This window comes from Pseudomonas sp. TE50-2 (assembly GCF_040813665.1).
GTDB classification, from domain to species: domain Bacteria; phylum Pseudomonadota; class Gammaproteobacteria; order Pseudomonadales; family Pseudomonadaceae; genus Aquipseudomonas; species Aquipseudomonas soli.
This window is the reverse complement of record NZ_JBFNXN010000001.1, coordinates 2,134,822-2,150,201: the sequence shown is the minus strand read 5'-3', so window position 1 is coordinate 2,150,201 and position 15,380 is coordinate 2,134,822. Positions and strand designations below refer to the sequence as shown.

Below are 15,380 nucleotides of genomic sequence, written 5' to 3'. Positions count from 1 at the left end.
TCAGTCGCTCTGCGTGGCCGAGCGCTTTTTTACGGTGACCTCGACGGTCGGCGCGTATTCCTCGACCAGGGCGCCGGCCAGCTGGATGACGGTCATCGGGTTGGCCAGCAGCGGCTTGAGCTGGTCCTTGTGCTCGGGCTTCACGGCGGTGACCAGCAGGTTGTTGGCCGGTGCGACCTTGTTGGACGGGGTCAGGGCGTTGATGTACTTGGTCATCAGCGCCGGATCGACGGCGAAGTCCAGGGACAGGTCGCCGACTTCCAGGGTGATTTCGGTGCGTTGGGTCATGGGGTACTACTCCAATGAAATACGGGAATCAAAACGAAGGGGGGAGCGCTGCGCTCGTGGCGGTGCTGGCAGGGGACGCAGCGGCGCATGCCACCCAAGGCGCGGCGCGCCTCGGGGATCTCGTCGCCGCAGTCCGCGCAATCGGTGAGGCTCGGCCCAGTCGCCGCCCGTCGGTCACGCACAGCGGCGATCGCCAGATCACGCCTGAGCTGTTCCAGGGCCTGGGCGCGGTCGAATGGGCACACCATCAGCTCAGGCCCTCGACCTCGGCGAAGGACAGGTAAGGCACGCCGTTGACATGGATGAAGTCCGGGCTGGTGACGTCGAACGGCAGCTTGTGCTTGGTCTTCTCGCCGCCCTTGGCGTCGATGTTGAGCAGGCTGGAGATCTTGAAGCGGCAGCCGAAGGCCTCGACGCGAATCTCGTCAGTGGGGGTCTTGGCGTAGAACAGCTGGTCGAAGGTGCTCAGCTGGCGGAAGCTGCCGGCCTTGGCGGCGGCTTCGATGATCAGGTTGAAGTTGCTGGTGTCCACTTCCAGCTCGCCGCTGGCGGCCACGTCGCCGGCGACCCAGCCGTCTGGCACGCCCTTGGTGTGGGCCACGGCGCTGTTGTCGGTGATGTCGAGGGTTGCGCTTTCAACGTGGATCTTCAGGTCGCCCACGTTGATGTCGAAGTTCAAGCCACTGATCTTGGCCATGGGTTACTCCTGGTTGTCCTGGGAAAGGTCCAGCGCGATGTTCGCGGTGATGTCCTTGGGGCAGTTGTGCGGGCGGATGCGGATGAACACTTCCACCTGGGTGTGGCTCTTCCAGACGATGACCAGGTCGCCGTCGCGGGGCGGCTGGATTTCGCCCGGGAACACTTCGCCGGCGAATTTCACCGCCTTGGCCATGCGGCGCAGCGGCGCCATCAATGCGCTGGTGTTGGCGGCCATGCTGGCGGGGCTGTTGTTCAGGCGGCGGTCGCCGATACGGCGGATCAGCAGCGGACGGACCTGGCGTGCGGCCTTGTCGGCCAAGCGCAGGTATTCCAGGACCTGGAAGTCGCTGGCGGCGGTGTCGAGCATGTTGGCGTCGCCCCAGTACACACCCTCGTAGTCCGGGTAGGTCTGGGATACGGAGAAGCGTGCCTTGTCCAGCTCGCTGCGTACTGCCGAGGGCAGCGGCACGCCGTCCTTGTCCGCCGGCACGGTGCCCAGGCCCAGGACAGGGCCACTGGCGACGCGCATCGGGGTATCGGCGATGCTCCAGGCGGCATTGGCCAGGCGACCGGCGAGCACGCCCAGGTCGTTGCCGTGCAGTTGCGGCACCACCACGACACGTGGCGCGGCGATACCGTCGGTGAGCGCCTTCTGCTCGAGCAGGTAGTCCGACCAGGTCACGGTCGGCAGGATGCCGGCGGACGCGGCCAGGACGAACGAACGCCGGCCATGGCGAGCGTTCAGCTGTTCGGCGGCGGTGTGCAAGGCCAGCAGTTCCGCGCCGGCGGTCACCGGCTTGGTGACGACGATGCCTTCGACCGAGTAGCCGTGTTGCTGGGCGTACTCCAGGGCGCTGGCCCAGTCGCCTTCGGCGCCGATCGGCGCGGCCAGGCAGGCCCAGCGGCCGCCGCCGTTGGCGCGGGCGGCGATCAGTTGGGTCTTCAGGTCGCTGGCGGCCACGCCCAGTTCGTTGTCCAGGTCGCTGTCAGTGTTCAGGGCCAACAGCTTGCCGACGTTCTTTGCGGCGGGGCCGATGAAGAGGAAGTAGCGCTCGATCTCGGTCACGGCACCCTGGCCGAGGTTGAGATTGTTCACGCTGATTTTACCGAGTGCCATAGGTTGCCTCGTTAGCGGGGTGATTGAAGGGTTGTGCCGGAGCCTGCCAATCAGGTTGCCGGCGGGACGGGCGCTGGGCCCGGGTAACAGGTCAGGGGAGGGGACTGCCCTGCACGACCACATCGCCTTGTTCGGCGACCCACAGGTCGTGGGGCTGGAATGACCAGGTCTTGCCGAAGACCTCGATTTCTCCGGCTGCGTCCTCGGTCAGGTAAAGGGGCTCGACGAACTCCAGGGCCAGCGACACATCCAGCAAATCGCTGCCTGGGACCTTCTGCTTGACGGTGAGGGTCGGTGCCGGAAGGGCGAACAGATGGCGCCCGGGGTCTTTGGCTTCCAGCCAACTCCCGGCGAGGGCCATCAGGCGCCCGGGATGGCCGCTGAAGTCGTCGAGATCGAACAGGGCGCGGTAGCGCAGGTTGCCCATGTGCAGACCCAGCTCGGTCTGTGTCCAGGCCAGTTGCAGGTCGAGTTGCTGCGCCTGGGCATGGAGTTGCTCAGCAGGCACCAGTTTGCGTTCGAGCAGGTAACTGGTCAGTGCTTTCAACTGGTTCATGGGGCTGACCTCGGGGCGGGGTTGCCTGAATAAATCATCGTTGAGTACTCGTGTGAGAGAGGCTGGCCCTGGGAGCGGCATTCCAAAAAGCCCGCCGTGCAGGCTTTTCAGTAATGCGCGTGGTCACCGCTGGCCACGACTGGTGACGCCATGCGGTTGCGCTTCGAATTGGTGACTCCGACCGCGGCCGTGTGCCCGCCGGATAACTGATCGTGGTGCTTTACGCTGCACACCCGGGCCAGTTGCCAACCCTCTGAACAGTCGAGGCCTGTTCATCGCTGCCTGTGTAACAACCGGTTGCTGTCCGGTTCGAGACATAGATTATGCAGCAATGCATATGCAGTCAATGCGAATCTGGAAATATTTATGCATAAAAAATTGCCGATATGCATGTCGGTCTTTGCGGGCGGGGGTTGTAGGGCTTTTCTGTGGGCGAAAAAAAACCCGCCGAAGCGGGTTTTTTCAGGGGCGCTGCATCAGACGTTGAAGCGGAAGTGCATCACGTCGCCGTCCTTGACGATGTAGTCCTTGCCTTCAAGGCGCCATTTACCGGCTTCCTTGGCACCGCTCTCACCCTTGAACTGGATGAAGTCGTCATAGGCCACCACTTCGGCGCGGATGAAGCCTTTCTCGAAGTCGGTGTGGATAACGCCGGCCGCCTGCGGCGCGGTGGCGCCCACGCGCACGGTCCAGGCACGCACTTCCTGCACGCCGGCAGTGAAGTAGGTCTGCAGGTTGAGCAGCTCGTAGCCGGCGCGGATCACGCGGTTCAGGCCAGGCTCTTCCAGGCCCAGGGCCTCGAGGAACATGTCCTTCTCCTCACCGTCGTCGAGCTCGGCGATCTCGGCTTCGATCTTGTTGCACACCGGTACCACGACCGCGCCTTCTTCCTCGGCGATGGCCTTGACCACGTCCAGGTGCGGGTTGTTGTCGAAGCCATCTTCGGCAACGTTGGCGATGTACATCACCGGCTTGCTGGTCAGCAGGTGGAAACCGCGGATGACGGCTTTTTCGTCGTCAGCCATGTTCTTCATCAGGCTGCGTGCCGGCTTGCCTTCGGTGAAGTGCGGGATCAGCTTTTCCAGGATGGCCTTTTGCGCCAGGGCATCCTTGTCGCCGCCCTTGGCGTTGCGGGCGACCTTCTGCAGTTGCTTCTCGCAGCTGTCGAGGTCGGCGAAGATCAGTTCGAGGTCGATGATCTCGATGTCGCGCTTGGGGTCGACGCTGTTGGAAACGTGGATCACGTTCTCGTCTTCGAAGCAGCGCACCACGTGGGCGATGGCGTCAGTCTCGCGGATGTTGGCGAGGAACTTGTTGCCCAGGCCTTCACCTTTCGAGGCGCCAGCGACGAGGCCGGCGATGTCGACGAACTCCATGGTGGTCGGCAGGATGCGGTTCGGCTTGACGATCTCGGCCAGCGCGGCCAGGCGTGCGTCGGGCATCGGCACGATGCCGCTGTTCGGCTCGATGGTGCAGAAGGGGAAGTTCTCCGCCGCGATGCCGGACTTGGTCAGGGCGTTGAACAGGGTGGACTTGCCGACGTTGGGCAGGCCGACGATGCCGCAATTGAAACCCATGGGTATTCCCCTATCTAAAAGTGTCAGGCCTTCTGGCTGTGCAGTTCGCGCATCGCCTTGGCGAAATCGCCGGCAAGCACGTCGGGCATCACGCCGAGGGCAAAATCGATGCTGGCGTCGAGCTTCTCCTGCTCGGCGCGCGGCGCGCGGCCCAGGACGAAGTTGGAGACCAGTTTGGCGTCACCCGGGTGGCCGATGCCAAGCCGCAGGCGGTGGAAGTCGTTCTGGTTGCCGAGCTGCGCGATGATGTCGCGCAGGCCGTTGTGCCCACCATGGCCGCCGCCTCTCTTGAGCTTGGCGACGCCGGGGGGCAGGTCGAGTTCGTCGTGCGCCACCAGGATCGCTTCCGGCTTGATGCGGAAGAAATTGGCCAGAGCCGCCACGGACTGGCCGCTACGGTTCATGTAGGTGGTGGGGATCAGCAAACGAACATCGTTGCCTTGATGGCTGAACTTAGCCGTCAGGCCGAAATACTTCTTGTCAGCGGACAGCGAGACGCGCTGGGCGCTGGCGAGGCGTTCAACGAAAAGAGCCCCTGCGTTATGCCGGGTCTGTTCGTATTCGGGGCCGGGGTTACCCAGGCCGACGATCAACTGGATGGCGGTCACGTCAGGGGCTCTTCCTTGGAGTTGGTGGGTTACGGTGCGCGCGGCACTGTAACCCGATCAACGCCGGCGTGCGAGTGGATTACTCGGCAGCGCCTTCAGCAGCTTCAGCGGCAACGCGCGGGGCGTGGACGTTGGCAACAGCTTTGTCATCACCGTGGGCCAGAGCGACGAACTCTACGCCTTTCGGAGCTTTCAGGTCCGACAGGTGGATGATGGTGCCGACTTCGGCCTTGGACAGGTCGACTTCGATGAACTCAGGCAGGTCTTTGGCTTCGCAGGAAACTTCGATCTCGGAAACAACGTGCGAGATCTCGCCGCCTTTCTTGATCGGGGCTTCTTCGCCGACGAAGTGAACCGGGACCTTGGCGGTCAGCTTCTGGCCAGCAACGACGCGAACGAAGTCGGCGTGCATGATGAAGCCTTTGGCCGGGTGACGCTGCATGGCCTTGACCACGACGTTCTGCTTGGCGCCGTCGACATTCAGTTCGATAACGTGGCTGAAGGCAGCTTCGTTTTCGAACAGTTTGGCGATTTCCTTGGCCACGATGGTCAGGGACTGGGCTTCTTTATCGCCACCGTAGACAACGGCAGGGATGTTGGCGGAGTGACGCAGGCGGCGGCTCGCACCTTTCCCCAGGTCAGTACGCGCTTGGGCGTTCAGGATGAAATCAGTCATTTTGCTTCTCCAAAATAGCCCCCCGAGGGCGTTTGCGACCAGCGCCAACGGGGATGGCAAAAAAGCCCCGCCCCAACGAATGCTGGGGCGGGGCGCTTCATATCAACACGTGTTCCGCTTAGCGGAACATCGCGCTGATCGATTCTTCGTTGCTGATGCGGCGTACCGCTTCAGCGACAACCGGTGCGATATCCAGCTGGCGGATACGGTCACAGGCTTGAGCAGCGGCGGACAGCGGAACGGTGTTGGTCACCACCAGCTCGTCCAGTACCGACTTCTCGATGTTCTCGATCGCGCGGCCCGACAGGACAGGGTGCGTGCAGTAGGCGTAAACCTTGGCAGCGCCGTGTTCTTTCAGGGCCTTGGCCGCGTGGCACAGGGTGCCGGCGGTGTCGACCATGTCGTCTACCAGGATGCAGGTGCGTCCTTCGACGTCGCCGATGATGTGCATAACCTCGGAGTGGTTAGCCTTTTCGCGGCGCTTGTCGATGATCCCGAGATCGACGCCCAGGGACTTGGCGACGGCGCGAGCACGCACCACACCACCGATGTCCGGGGAAACGATCATCAGGTTCTCGAAACGCTGGTCTTCGATGTCGTCGACCAGTACGGGCGAGCCGTAGATGTTGTCGACGGGGATATCGAAGAAACCCTGGATCTGGTCAGCGTGCAGGTCGACGGTGAGTACACGGTCGATACCTACGACAGTGAGCATGTCAGCGACGACTTTGGCGCTGATGGCTACACGTGCCGAACGCGGACGGCGGTCCTGGCGGGCGTATCCGAAGTAAGGAATCACGGCGGTGATTCGCGACGCTGAGGAGCGGCGGAAGGCGTCGGCCATCACTACCAGTTCCATCAGATTGTCGTTGGTAGGGGCACAGGTGGGCTGAATGATGAAGACGTCTTTACCGCGGACATTTTCGTTGATTTCAGCACTGATTTCGCCGTCGGAGAACTTACCGACAGAAACATCACCCAGTGGAATATGCAGCTGACGTACGACACGCCGAGCCAGATCGGGGTTAGCATTCCCCGTGAAGACCATCATCTTGGACACGCGCAGTACCTGAAGGCTGAGGGTAACCTGGATGAGTATAAGAAATGGCAGGGGCGGCTGGATTCGAACCAACGCATGGCAGGATCAAAACCTGCTGCCTTACCGCTTGGCGACGCCCCTGTATCTGTTGCTGCGAATTCTTATGAACTCGACTTCTTGATCAGACTTTGCAGCTTGCGATGCAACATCGAAACATTGCTTCCTTTCGCCACAAACCCTGTTTGGGTCTCTGAAAGAAGGGCCAGAACTTTATCAGCTTCGGCTTTGCTTGGGAAGGCCCCAAACACACAACTTCCAGTGCCGGTCATTCGAGCTTCGGTAAATTTACCCAATGAAATCAGCGCATTGCGAACTTCAGGATAACGTTGCTCTACTACCGGTTGGCAGTCATTTCGACTGTTTCCCTCGGGAACGGGGCGCATCTTAAGGGGGAGGGAATCACGTGTCAACTCTGGATGCGAAAAAATTTCCGCTGTGCTGACAGACACTTGCGGTACCAGCACGACATACCAGGGTTCGGCGGGGTCGACCGGGGTCAGTTGCTCGCCGACACCCTGGGCAAAGGCAGCATGGCCACGGACGAACACAGGTACGTCCGCGCCGAGCGAAAGGCCCAGGGTCGCCAGGCGGTCTTCGTCCCAGTCCAGTTGCCACAAGTGCGCAAGTGCCAGCAGGGTGGTCGCCGCGTCAGAGCTGCCGCCACCGATGCCGCCGCCCATGGGTAGTACCTTGCGCAGCCAGATGTCGGCACCGAGCTTGGCGCCGGACTGGGTCTGCAGCATCCGCGCCGCGCGAACGATCAGGTTGCTGTCGTGGGGCACGCCGTCAATTTCCGTGCGCAGGCAGATCTGGCCATCGTCGCGCAGGGCGAAGCTCAGTTCGTCGCCATGCTCGAGAAACTGGAACACGGTTTCCAGCTCGTGATAACCATCGGCGCGGCGCCCGGTGATGTGCAGCCACAGGTTGAGCTTGGCCGGTGCAGGCAGTGTCAGCTTTTGCATCGAATCAGTGCCCCAGCTGGCGTGGCTGCCAGTCCTTGACCACCAGGGTCACGTCGATGTTCTCGCCGTGCAGCTTCAGGCGCTCGGGCAGCCAGTAGCCGTTCTGCTCAACATAGCTCAGGTATTCGACCTTCCAACCGTCCTGGGCGAGGCTGGCCAGGCGGCTGTCGCCGTCGAGGGTCAGCTGGCTCTTGCTGTCCGGGGCGGGCAGGCCGCGCACCCACCAGACCAGGTGCGACACCGGCAGGCGCCAGCCCAGTTGTTCTTCCAGCAGGGCCTCGGGGTTGGCCGCCTCGTAGCGGCCCTGGTTGGCGACTTCCAGCACCACGCCGCCGGGGCGCCCGGTCAGGCGTGCCGCGCCGCGGCCCAGGGGGCCGGCCAGGCGGATGTCGTAGTAGTCCTGGCGTTGCAGCCAGAACAGCGTGCCGCTGCCCGAATCACGGGGGGCGCGGATGCCGACCTTGCCGTTGATCTGCCAGCCGTCAAGGCTGCCCAACTGCTGTTTGTGCTCGCGCCACAGTTGCGGGTTGCCCTGGCCCTGCACGGCTTCCTTGCTGCCGAAACCGGCGCAGCCGGCGAGCAGGGCGATGAGGGTGAAGGTGATGCAATGACGCAGGAACATGGTTTACAGGCTCTCGGATCCGGTCAGGCGCAGGAGGGTCTTGCGCAGGATGGGGCTGTCGGCCTGGGCTTCGAAGCCCTTGGCCCAGACTTGGCGGGCTTCGCGGCGTTTGCCGTTGGCCCAGAGGACTTCGCCCAGGTGGGCGGCGACTTCATGATCGGGGAAGCGTTCGAAGGCCAGGCGCAGTTGGCGCTCGGCTTCTTCGAGGTTGCCCGTGCGATAGGCGATCCAGCCCAGGCTGTCGAGCACGGCCGGGTCGTCCGGGGTGAGCTGGTGGGCTTTTTCGATCAGCGCCTTGGCTTCGCCGTAGCGGGTGGTGCGGTCGGCCAGGGTGTAGCCCAGGGCGTTGAGGGCCATGGCGTTTTCCGGCTCGCGGGCGATGATGGCGCGCAGGTCTTTTTCCATCTGCGCCAGGTCGTTGCGCTTCTCGGCAAGCATGGCCCGGGTGTAGAGCAGGTTGAGGTCGTCGGGGTAGCGTTTTATTGCCTGCTCCAACACTTGGGAAGCCTGGGCTTCCTTGCCGTTGTTGCCCAGGCTTTCGGCCTCGATCAGGTACAGCTGTATGGCGTAGTCCGGCTGCGCCTCGCGGGCCTCGGCGAGCAGTTTCGAGGCTTCGGCGCTGCGGCCGTTGGCAATCAGGATATCGGCCTGGCGCAGTTGTGCCGGCAGGTAGTCCGGGCCGGGGCCGACCAGGGCGTACTCGCGCAGGGCGGCGGCCGGCTGGCTGCGTTCTTCACGGATGCGGCCGAGGTTGAGGTGGGCGGCATCGACATTGGCGTCACGCTCGACCAGTTCCTGCAGGTAGCCTTCGGCCTCGTCCCAGTGTTTGGTTTCCAGGCATACCAGGGCCAGCGAGTAGCGGATCTCGTCGTCTTCCGGGTATTGCTGGAGCAGGCTCTCGAACTCGGCCTTGGCGTCGTCGATGCGGTCCTGCTCGACCAGGGTGCGCGCGTAGGTCAGGCGCAGGCGCTTGTCTTCGGGGTTGTCGCGGATTGCGCCGCGCAGCAGCGGCAGGGCCTCCGGGCCGCGGTCCAGGGCCTGCAGCAGGCGGGCGCGCAGCAGCACAGGGGCGATCTCGCCGTTCTGTGGCGGGTGGGCCTCGAGCAGGTCGAGTGCCTGTTGCGGCTTGTCATCCTGGTTCAGCAGCAAGGCCTTGCCAAACACCAACTGACTGTTCTCGGGGTACTTCACCAGCAGGCGGTCGAAGCTTTGCATCAAGCCGTCGCGGGTATGCTGGTCGGTCTCGGCGGCCGACAGGGCGAGGAAGTCGAAATGGGTATCGCCCTGGCCTTGCAGCACCTTCTCCATATACGTCATGGAGTCGTCGTAACGCCCGGCGCGGGCCAGCTGGATGGCGGCGGCGCGCTGGGCGTCGAGGTTCTGCGGGTCGTTGCGGGCCCAGATCAGCGCGGTGTCCATGGCCGGCTCGTCGGCGCCCAGGTACTCGGCGATGCGATAGGCGCGTTCGGAGACAGCCGGGTCCTGGGTCTTCTCGGCCTGGTCGACGTAGTTGGCCAGGGCGATGTCGAAGCGGTTGCGCTGTCCGGCCAGCTCCGCCACCAGCAGGCTGTACAGGGTGTCCTGCTTGAACGATCCGTACACCACGGGCTTTTCCGCGCTCTTGCCGGCGTCGGCGGCGGGCGTCTGGACGTCCGTCTTCTGGGCCAGGCTCTGGCAGCCTTGAAGCAGGGCGAGGGCAAGCAGCAATGCGTAGGATTTGTTCATAGAGGCTTATAAAGAGGCTAAACCGGCGGTCGGAGCATGATGACACAAGCGCGATGGCAAACCCACCTGCGAAGGTCGTGGTGTGAAGCGGCGCTTCGGAGTATAGGGACAATGTATGGCGGTGGTGGTTCGCAAACGGCCTTGCGGCATCTTGCCCTTGCCCTTGCCCTTGCCCTTGCCCTTGCCCTTGCCGTTGTTTTTGCTTTGCTTCTAAGCGCGCGGTAGTTCAGGCAACGCCAATTGCGACTTCAGGAGGCCGAACGCAGGTCTTGCGGAGGGAGGTGACGGGCATGGATGCCCGTCAAGCGCTGCGCCCCAGGATGGGGCGTTCAGCGCGGTCCTCCCGGGAGCAAGGCCGGAGTGAGGGGACCCCGGAGCGAAGCGTAGGGGCCGGATGAATGGAGCCGGGCGGCTTTGGTTACTTTGGCCGTCCAAAGTAACCCGCCGTAAGGGCGGAAAGGTGACTGTGCGTCGCCGCAGCGAATGAATGCGCATACAGCTTCCAATACACACGCTCTAAAAAGCCAAAGCCAAAGCCAAAGCCAAAGCCAAAGCCAAAGCCAAAGGCAGACAGAGGTGGCAGGACAGCCAATAGCCTGGCCGCATTAGCACAATAGCGAACGGTGGTTGTTCTAAAACCTGCGAAGTAGGACAATTATCGGCTTCACGTCCCAACCAGCGATCTTGCATGGCCTTTCTTGCCCTTGGTATCAACCATAAGACTGCCTCGGTAGACGTACGCGAGCGCGTGGCGTTTACGCCCGAGCAGCTGGTCGATGCCCTGCAGCAGCTGTGCCGACTGACCGCCAGCCGCGAAGCGGCGATCCTGTCGACCTGCAACCGTAGCGAACTCTATATAGAACAGGACCACCTTGCCGCCGATGCCGTGCTGCAATGGCTGGCCGACTACCATCAGCTGAGCCTCGACGAGCTGCGCGCCAGCGCCTATGTCCACGAGGAGCACGACGCAGTCCGGCACATGATGCGCGTGGCCTCCGGCCTCGATTCGCTGGTGCTCGGCGAGCCGCAGATCCTCGGCCAGATGAAATCGGCCTACGCCGTGGCGCGCGAGGCCGGCACTGTCGGGCCGCTGCTTGGGCGCCTGTTCCAGGCCACCTTCAGTGCCGCCAAGCAGGTGCGCACCGATACTGCCATCGGCGAGAACCCGGTGTCGGTGGCGTTTGCCGCAGTGAGCCTGGCCAAACAGATCTTCTCCGACCTGGGCCGCAGCCAGGCGCTGCTGATCGGCGCTGGCGAGACCATCACCCTGGTCGCCCGCCACCTGCATGAGCAGGGCGTGCGGCGTATCGTCGTGGCCAACCGTACCCTGGAGCGCGCCAGTATCCTCGCCGAGCAGTTCGGTGCCCATGCAGTGCTGCTGGCGGACATCCCGCAAGAGCTGGCCAACAGCGACATCGTCATCAGTTCCACCGCCAGCCAGTTGCCGATCCTGGGCAAGGGCGCGGTGGAGAGTGCGCTGAAACAGCGCCGGCACAAGCCGATCTTCATGGTCGACATCGCCGTGCCGCGAGACATCGAGCCGCAGGTCGGCGAGCTGGACGACGTCTACCTTTATACCGTCGACGACTTGCATGAAGTGGTCGCGGAAAACCTCAAGAGCCGCCAGGGCGCGGCCCAGGCCGCCGAGGAGCTGGTATCGGCGGGCGCGGACGATTTCATGGTGCGCCTGCGCGAGCTGGCGGCGGTGGACGTGCTCAAGGCCTACCGCCAGCAGAGCGAGCGCCTGCGCGACGAGGAACTGCAAAAGGCCCAGCGCCTGCTGGCCAACGGCGGCAACCCCGAGGACGTGCTCATGCAGCTGGCCCGGGGCCTGACCAACAAGCTGTTGCATGCTCCCAGCGTGCAACTGAAAAAGCTCTCCGCCGAAGGCCGCCTCGATGCGCTGGCCATGGCCCAGGAACTCTTCGCCCTCGACGAGGGCTCGACGGACAAATCCCCGCAATGAAAGCGTCGCTGCTGAACAAACTGGACACGCTCCAGGACCGCTTCGAGGAACTCACCGCGCTGCTCGGTGATGCCGAAGTCATTTCCGACCAGACGCGCTTTCGCGCCTATTCCCGTGAATATGCCGAAGTGGAACCGGTCATCGGGGCCTATAAAGAGTGGCGCAAGGTCCAGGACGACCTGGAAGGTGCCCAGGCGCTGCTCAAGGACGCCGACCCCGATCTGCGCGAGATGGCGGTCGAGGAGGTGCGCGAGGCGAAGGAGCAACTGGTCGGTCTTGAGTCGCAGCTGCAGCGCATGCTGCTGCCCAAGGACCCCAACGACGGGCGCAACGTGTTCCTGGAAATCCGTGCCGGTACCGGCGGCGACGAGGCGGCGATCTTCTCCGGCGACCTGTTCCGCATGTACTCGCGCTATGCCGAAAAGCGCGGCTGGCGCCTGGAGATCCTCTCCGAAAACGAAGGCGAGCACGGTGGCTACAAGGAGATCATTGCCCGGGTCGAAGGAGACAGCGTCTACGGCAAGCTGAAGTTCGAGTCCGGCGCGCACCGTGTGCAGCGTGTGCCGGAAACCGAGTCGCAAGGCCGTATCCATACCTCCGCCTGCACCGTGGCGGTGTTGCCCGAGCCCGACGAGCAGGTGGCGATCGAGATCAACCCGGCCGACCTGCGCGTGGACACCTACCGCGCATCCGGTGCCGGCGGCCAGCATGTCAACAAGACCGATTCGGCGATCCGTATCACCCACTTGCCCACCGGCATCGTGGTCGAGTGCCAGGAAGAACGTTCGCAGCACAAGAACCGTGCCCGCGCCATGTCCTGGCTCTCGGCCAAGCTCAACGACATGCAGACCAGCGCCGCGCAGAACGCCATCGCCAGCGAGCGCAAGCTGCTGGTCGGCTCGGGCGACCGCTCCGAACGCATCCGGACCTACAATTATCCGCAGGGCCGGGTCACCGACCACCGCATCAACCTCACCCTTTACTCGCTCGACGATATCCTCGCCGGCGGCGTGGACGCGGTGATCGAACCGTTGCTGGCCGAATACCAGGCCGATCAGCTGGCTGCCCTGGGGGACTGAGATGACCATCATTGCCAGCTTGTTGCGCAATGCACAGTTGCCCGACTCGCCGACCGAACGGCTGGACGCCGAGTTGCTCCTGGCCGCGGCCCTGGGCAAGTCGCGCAGCTACCTGCACACCTGGCCCGAGCGCATCGTCAGCAGCGAGGCGGCAGCCGCCTTCGCCGGCTACCTCGAGCGCCGTCGCGCCGGTGAACCGGTGGCCTATATCCTCGGCCAGCAGGGGTTCTGGAAGCTGGACCTGGAAGTGGCGCCGCACACGCTGATCCCGCGTCCGGACACCGAGCTGCTGGTGGAGACCGCCCTGGAGCTGGTTTCGCCCAAGCCCGCACGGGTGCTCGACCTGGGCACCGGCACCGGGGCCATCGCCCTGGCCCTGGCCAGCGAGTGTCCTGGTTGGCAGGTGATGGCAGTGGACCGTATCGACGAGGCCGTGGCCCTGGCCGAGCGCAACCGCCAGCGCCTGGGCCTGGGCAATGTCCAGGTGCGTACCAGCCACTGGTTCGACGCCCTCGCCGGTGAGCGCTTTGACCTGATCCTCAGCAACCCGCCCTACATCCGCGCCGCCGATCCGCATCTGGTGGCCGGTGACGTGCGTTTCGAACCCAGTAGCGCACTGGTGGCCGGTGAAGACGGGCTGGACGATCTGCGTGTGATCGTCGCCCAGGCGCCCGGGCATCTGCTGCCTGGTGGCTGGCTGCTGCTCGAACATGGCTACGATCAATCCGCCGCGGTACGTGAGTTGCTGGTGATCGGTGGCTTCACCGAGGTGGTCAGCCGGGTCGACCTGGGTGGCCATGAACGCATCAGCCTGGGGCGCCTGCCATGCTGAGCGACCAGGAACTGTTGCGCTACAGCCGGCAGATCCTGTTGTCGCAGGTGGATATCGACGGCCAGTTGCGCCTGAAACACAGCAAGGCCTTGGTCATCGGCCTGGGCGGGCTGGGCTCGCCAGTGGCGCTGTACCTCGCCGCGGCGGGTGTCGGTGAGCTACACCTGGCCGATTTCGACACCGTCGACTTGACCAACCTCCAGCGTCAGGTGATCCACGACAGCGACAGCGTCGGCATGAGCAAGGTCGATTCGGCTATCAGGCGGTTGCAGGCGATCAACCCACAAATCAGCCTGGTCGCTCATCGCCAGGCGCTGGACGAGGATTCGCTGGCCGCCGCGGTGGCTGCAGTCGACGTGGTGCTGGACTGCTCCGACAACTTCGGCACCCGCGAGGCGGTCAACGCCGCCTGCGTCGCCGCTGGCAAACCGCTGGTCAGCGGCGCGGCGATCCGCCTGGAGGGCCAGTTGTCGGTATTCGACACACGGCGCGACACCAGCCCCTGCTACCACTGCCTGTATGGCCATGGCAGCGAAGCCGAACTGACTTGCAGCGAGGCCGGGGTGATCGGCCCGTTGGTAGGGTTGGTCGGTAGCCTGCAGGCACTGGAGGCCCTGAAGCTGCTGGCAGGTTTTGGCGAGCCACTGGTGGGTCGCCTGTTGCTGATCGACGCCTTGAGCACCCGCATGCGCGAGCTGCGGGTCAAGCGCGATCCGGCCTGCGCCGTGTGTGCCACGCGCCATGGCTGAGCGCACGGCGCCGGTGGGCGTGATGGACTCCGGCGTCGGCGGCTTGTCGGTGCTGGCCGAAATCCAGCGCCTGCTGCCCAGCGAGTCCTTGTTGTACGTGGCCGACAGCGGTCATGTGCCGTATGGCGAGAAATCGCCGGACTACATTCGCCAGCGCCTGCGGCATATCGCCGGGTTTTTCCACGAACAGGGCGCCAAGGCCATGGTGCTGGCGTGCAACACCGCCACCGTGGCCGCGGTGGCCGACCTGCGCGAGCTGTACCCGGACTGGCCGCTGGTGGGCATGGAACCAGCGGTCAAGCCGGCGGCGGCGGCGACCCGCTCCGGCGTGGTCGGTGTGCTGGCGACCACCGGCACCCTGCAGAGCGCCAAGTTCGCCGCCTTGCTCGACCGTTTCGCCAATGATGTGCGGGTGGTCACCCAGCCTTGCCCCGGGCTGGTCGAGCGTATCGAGGCGGGCGATCTGTTCAGCGAGCAACTGCGCCAATTGCTATCGGGCTATGTGAAGCCGTTACTGGCGGCCGGTTGCGACACTTTGATCCTGGGTTGTACCCACTACCCGTTCCTGCGGCCGATGCTGGCCGAGATGGTGCCTGCTGAGGTGGCGATCATCGACACCGGGGCTGCCGTGGCGCGGCAACTGCAAAGGCTGCTGGAGGCACGCGGGCTGCTCGGCGAGGGCGCGGCGCAGGCGACCGCATTCTGGAGCAGTGGGGAGCCAGACCGCCTGCAGAAGGTCTTGCCGCTGTTATGGCATCAGCCTGGCAACGTGCAGCGCTTCCTGTCTTGAGCTACCCCATGCAGGAGCGGGCAAGCCCGCACTTG

17 protein-coding genes and 1 tRNA gene are annotated in these 15,380 nt (G+C 64.1%); 5 read left to right on the top strand and 13 right to left on the bottom strand.

All coding sequences use genetic code 11. The features are described 5' to 3' along the window. The 13 genes from AAHK21_RS09830 to AAHK21_RS09770 all read right to left on the bottom strand — a co-directional run bounded on the left by AAHK21_RS09830 (position 1) and on the right by AAHK21_RS09770 (position 9,929). Positions 1–288, bottom strand: coding sequence for a putative phage tail assembly chaperone (locus AAHK21_RS09830; RefSeq protein ID WP_046857146.1), 288 nt, complete (start codon positions 286–288; stop codon positions 1–3). After that, positions 285–536: a TraR/DksA family transcriptional regulator gene (locus AAHK21_RS09825; protein ID WP_367857130.1), complete on the bottom strand. Its 252-nt coding sequence runs from the start codon at positions 534–536 to the stop codon at positions 285–287. The genes AAHK21_RS09830 and AAHK21_RS09825 overlap by 4 nt, the downstream gene beginning before the upstream one ends. Further along, a complete protein-coding gene (locus AAHK21_RS09820; protein ID WP_367857129.1) occupies positions 536–985 on the bottom strand; it encodes a phage protein in 450 nt (149 codons plus the stop codon). The genes AAHK21_RS09825 and AAHK21_RS09820 overlap by 1 nt, the downstream gene beginning before the upstream one ends. 3 nt (positions 986–988) lie before the next feature. Next, positions 989–2,104 carry a DUF2586 domain-containing protein gene (locus AAHK21_RS09815; RefSeq protein WP_367857128.1) on the bottom strand — a complete coding sequence of 372 codons (1,116 nt, stop codon included), beginning with the start codon at positions 2,102–2,104 and terminating at the stop codon, positions 989–991. A gap of 91 nt (positions 2,105–2,195) precedes the next feature. Further along, on the bottom strand, positions 2,196–2,660 hold the full coding sequence (locus tag AAHK21_RS09810; RefSeq protein WP_367857127.1) for a phage tail protein: 465 nt from the start codon (positions 2,658–2,660) through the stop codon (positions 2,196–2,198). A gap of 476 nt (positions 2,661–3,136) precedes the next feature. After that, positions 3,137–4,237: a redox-regulated ATPase YchF gene (gene ychF, locus AAHK21_RS09805; RefSeq protein WP_023629554.1), complete on the bottom strand. Its 1,101-nt coding sequence runs from the start codon at positions 4,235–4,237 to the stop codon at positions 3,137–3,139. 23 nt (positions 4,238–4,260) lie between these two features. Then, complete coding sequence (gene pth / locus AAHK21_RS09800; protein ID WP_023629555.1) at positions 4,261–4,845, bottom strand: aminoacyl-tRNA hydrolase; 585 nt, start codon at positions 4,843–4,845, stop codon at positions 4,261–4,263. Between the two features lie 79 nt (positions 4,846–4,924). Continuing rightward, a complete protein-coding gene (locus AAHK21_RS09795) occupies positions 4,925–5,521 on the bottom strand; it encodes a 50S ribosomal protein L25/general stress protein Ctc (protein ID WP_011532196.1) in 597 nt (198 codons plus the stop codon). Between the two features lie 118 nt (positions 5,522–5,639). Further along, positions 5,640–6,581, bottom strand: a complete 942-nt coding sequence (locus AAHK21_RS09790; protein WP_016391678.1) for a ribose-phosphate pyrophosphokinase — start codon at positions 6,579–6,581, stop codon at positions 5,640–5,642. Positions 6,582–6,626: 45 nt separating this feature from the next. Next, positions 6,627–6,701: transfer RNA gene (locus AAHK21_RS09785), tRNA-Gln, on the bottom strand. A gap of 20 nt (positions 6,702–6,721) precedes the next feature. Beyond that, on the bottom strand, positions 6,722–7,582 hold the full coding sequence (ispE, locus tag AAHK21_RS09780; RefSeq protein ID WP_367857126.1) for a 4-(cytidine 5'-diphospho)-2-C-methyl-D-erythritol kinase: 861 nt from the start codon (positions 7,580–7,582) through the stop codon (positions 6,722–6,724). Between the two features lie 4 nt (positions 7,583–7,586). After that, positions 7,587–8,204: a lipoprotein insertase outer membrane protein LolB gene (gene lolB, locus AAHK21_RS09775; protein ID WP_046857139.1), complete on the bottom strand. Its 618-nt coding sequence runs from the start codon at positions 8,202–8,204 to the stop codon at positions 7,587–7,589. Between the two features lie 3 nt (positions 8,205–8,207). Beyond that, positions 8,208–9,929, bottom strand: coding sequence for a tetratricopeptide repeat protein (locus tag AAHK21_RS09770; RefSeq protein ID WP_367857125.1), 1,722 nt, complete (start codon positions 9,927–9,929; stop codon positions 8,208–8,210). A gap of 688 nt (positions 9,930–10,617) precedes the next feature. Between AAHK21_RS09770 and hemA the strand changes: the two genes are divergently transcribed. Genes hemA through murI form a run of 5 tightly spaced genes read left to right on the top strand, consistent with a single transcriptional unit; the run spans position 10,618 to position 15,345 of the window. Continuing rightward, a complete protein-coding gene (hemA, locus tag AAHK21_RS09765; protein WP_038707349.1) occupies positions 10,618–11,895 on the top strand; it encodes a glutamyl-tRNA reductase in 1,278 nt (425 codons plus the stop codon). Continuing rightward, on the top strand, positions 11,892–12,974 hold the full coding sequence (gene prfA, locus AAHK21_RS09760; protein WP_186662811.1) for a peptide chain release factor 1: 1,083 nt from the start codon (positions 11,892–11,894) through the stop codon (positions 12,972–12,974). The genes hemA and prfA overlap by 4 nt, the downstream gene beginning before the upstream one ends. 1 nt (position 12,975) lies before the next feature. Continuing rightward, the gene (gene prmC, locus AAHK21_RS09755) at positions 12,976–13,806 is read left to right on the top strand and encodes a peptide chain release factor N(5)-glutamine methyltransferase (protein ID WP_367857124.1); all 831 of its coding nucleotides are present in this window, start codon (positions 12,976–12,978) and stop codon (positions 13,804–13,806) included. Continuing rightward, entirely contained in the window at positions 13,800–14,555 is a 756-nt protein-coding gene (locus AAHK21_RS09750) for a molybdopterin-synthase adenylyltransferase MoeB (protein WP_367857123.1), read from the top strand. Before prmC ends, AAHK21_RS09750 begins: the two co-directional genes overlap by 7 nt. Further along, positions 14,548–15,345, top strand: coding sequence for a glutamate racemase (gene murI, locus AAHK21_RS09745; RefSeq protein ID WP_367857122.1), 798 nt, complete (start codon positions 14,548–14,550; stop codon positions 15,343–15,345). The genes AAHK21_RS09750 and murI overlap by 8 nt, the downstream gene beginning before the upstream one ends. Positions 15,346–15,380: the final 35 nt, after the last annotated feature.

Bases quoted from the DNA above. Each gene is read 5' to 3' on its own strand.
- AAHK21_RS09830 (WP_046857146.1), bottom strand. From the start codon at position 288: ATGACCCAACGCACCGAAATCACCCTGGAAGTCGGCGACCTGTCCCTG.
- AAHK21_RS09825 (WP_367857130.1), bottom strand. From the start codon at position 536: ATGGTGTGCCCATTCGACCGCGCCCAGGCCCTGGAACAGCTCAGGCGT.
- AAHK21_RS09820 (WP_367857129.1), bottom strand. From the start codon at position 985: ATGGCCAAGATCAGTGGCTTGAACTTCGACATCAACGTGGGCGACCTG.
- AAHK21_RS09815 (WP_367857128.1), bottom strand. From the start codon at position 2,104: ATGGCACTCGGTAAAATCAGCGTGAACAATCTCAACCTCGGCCAGGGT.
- AAHK21_RS09810 (WP_367857127.1), bottom strand. From the start codon at position 2,660: ATGAACCAGTTGAAAGCACTGACCAGTTACCTGCTCGAACGCAAACTG.
- ychF (WP_023629554.1), bottom strand. From the start codon at position 4,237: ATGGGTTTCAATTGCGGCATCGTCGGCCTGCCCAACGTCGGCAAGTCC.
- AAHK21_RS09795 (WP_011532196.1), bottom strand. From the start codon at position 5,521: ATGACTGATTTCATCCTGAACGCCCAAGCGCGTACTGACCTGGGGAAA.
- ispE (WP_367857126.1), bottom strand. From the start codon at position 7,582: ATGCAAAAGCTGACACTGCCTGCACCGGCCAAGCTCAACCTGTGGCTG.
- lolB (WP_046857139.1), bottom strand. From the start codon at position 8,204: ATGTTCCTGCGTCATTGCATCACCTTCACCCTCATCGCCCTGCTCGCC.
- AAHK21_RS09770 (WP_367857125.1), bottom strand. From the start codon at position 9,929: ATGAACAAATCCTACGCATTGCTGCTTGCCCTCGCCCTGCTTCAAGGC.
- hemA (WP_038707349.1), top strand. From the start codon at position 10,618: ATGGCCTTTCTTGCCCTTGGTATCAACCATAAGACTGCCTCGGTAGAC.
- prfA (WP_186662811.1), top strand. From the start codon at position 11,892: ATGAAAGCGTCGCTGCTGAACAAACTGGACACGCTCCAGGACCGCTTC.
- prmC (WP_367857124.1), top strand. From the start codon at position 12,976: ATGACCATCATTGCCAGCTTGTTGCGCAATGCACAGTTGCCCGACTCG.
- AAHK21_RS09750 (WP_367857123.1), top strand. From the start codon at position 13,800: ATGCTGAGCGACCAGGAACTGTTGCGCTACAGCCGGCAGATCCTGTTG.
- murI (WP_367857122.1), top strand. From the start codon at position 14,548: ATGGCTGAGCGCACGGCGCCGGTGGGCGTGATGGACTCCGGCGTCGGC.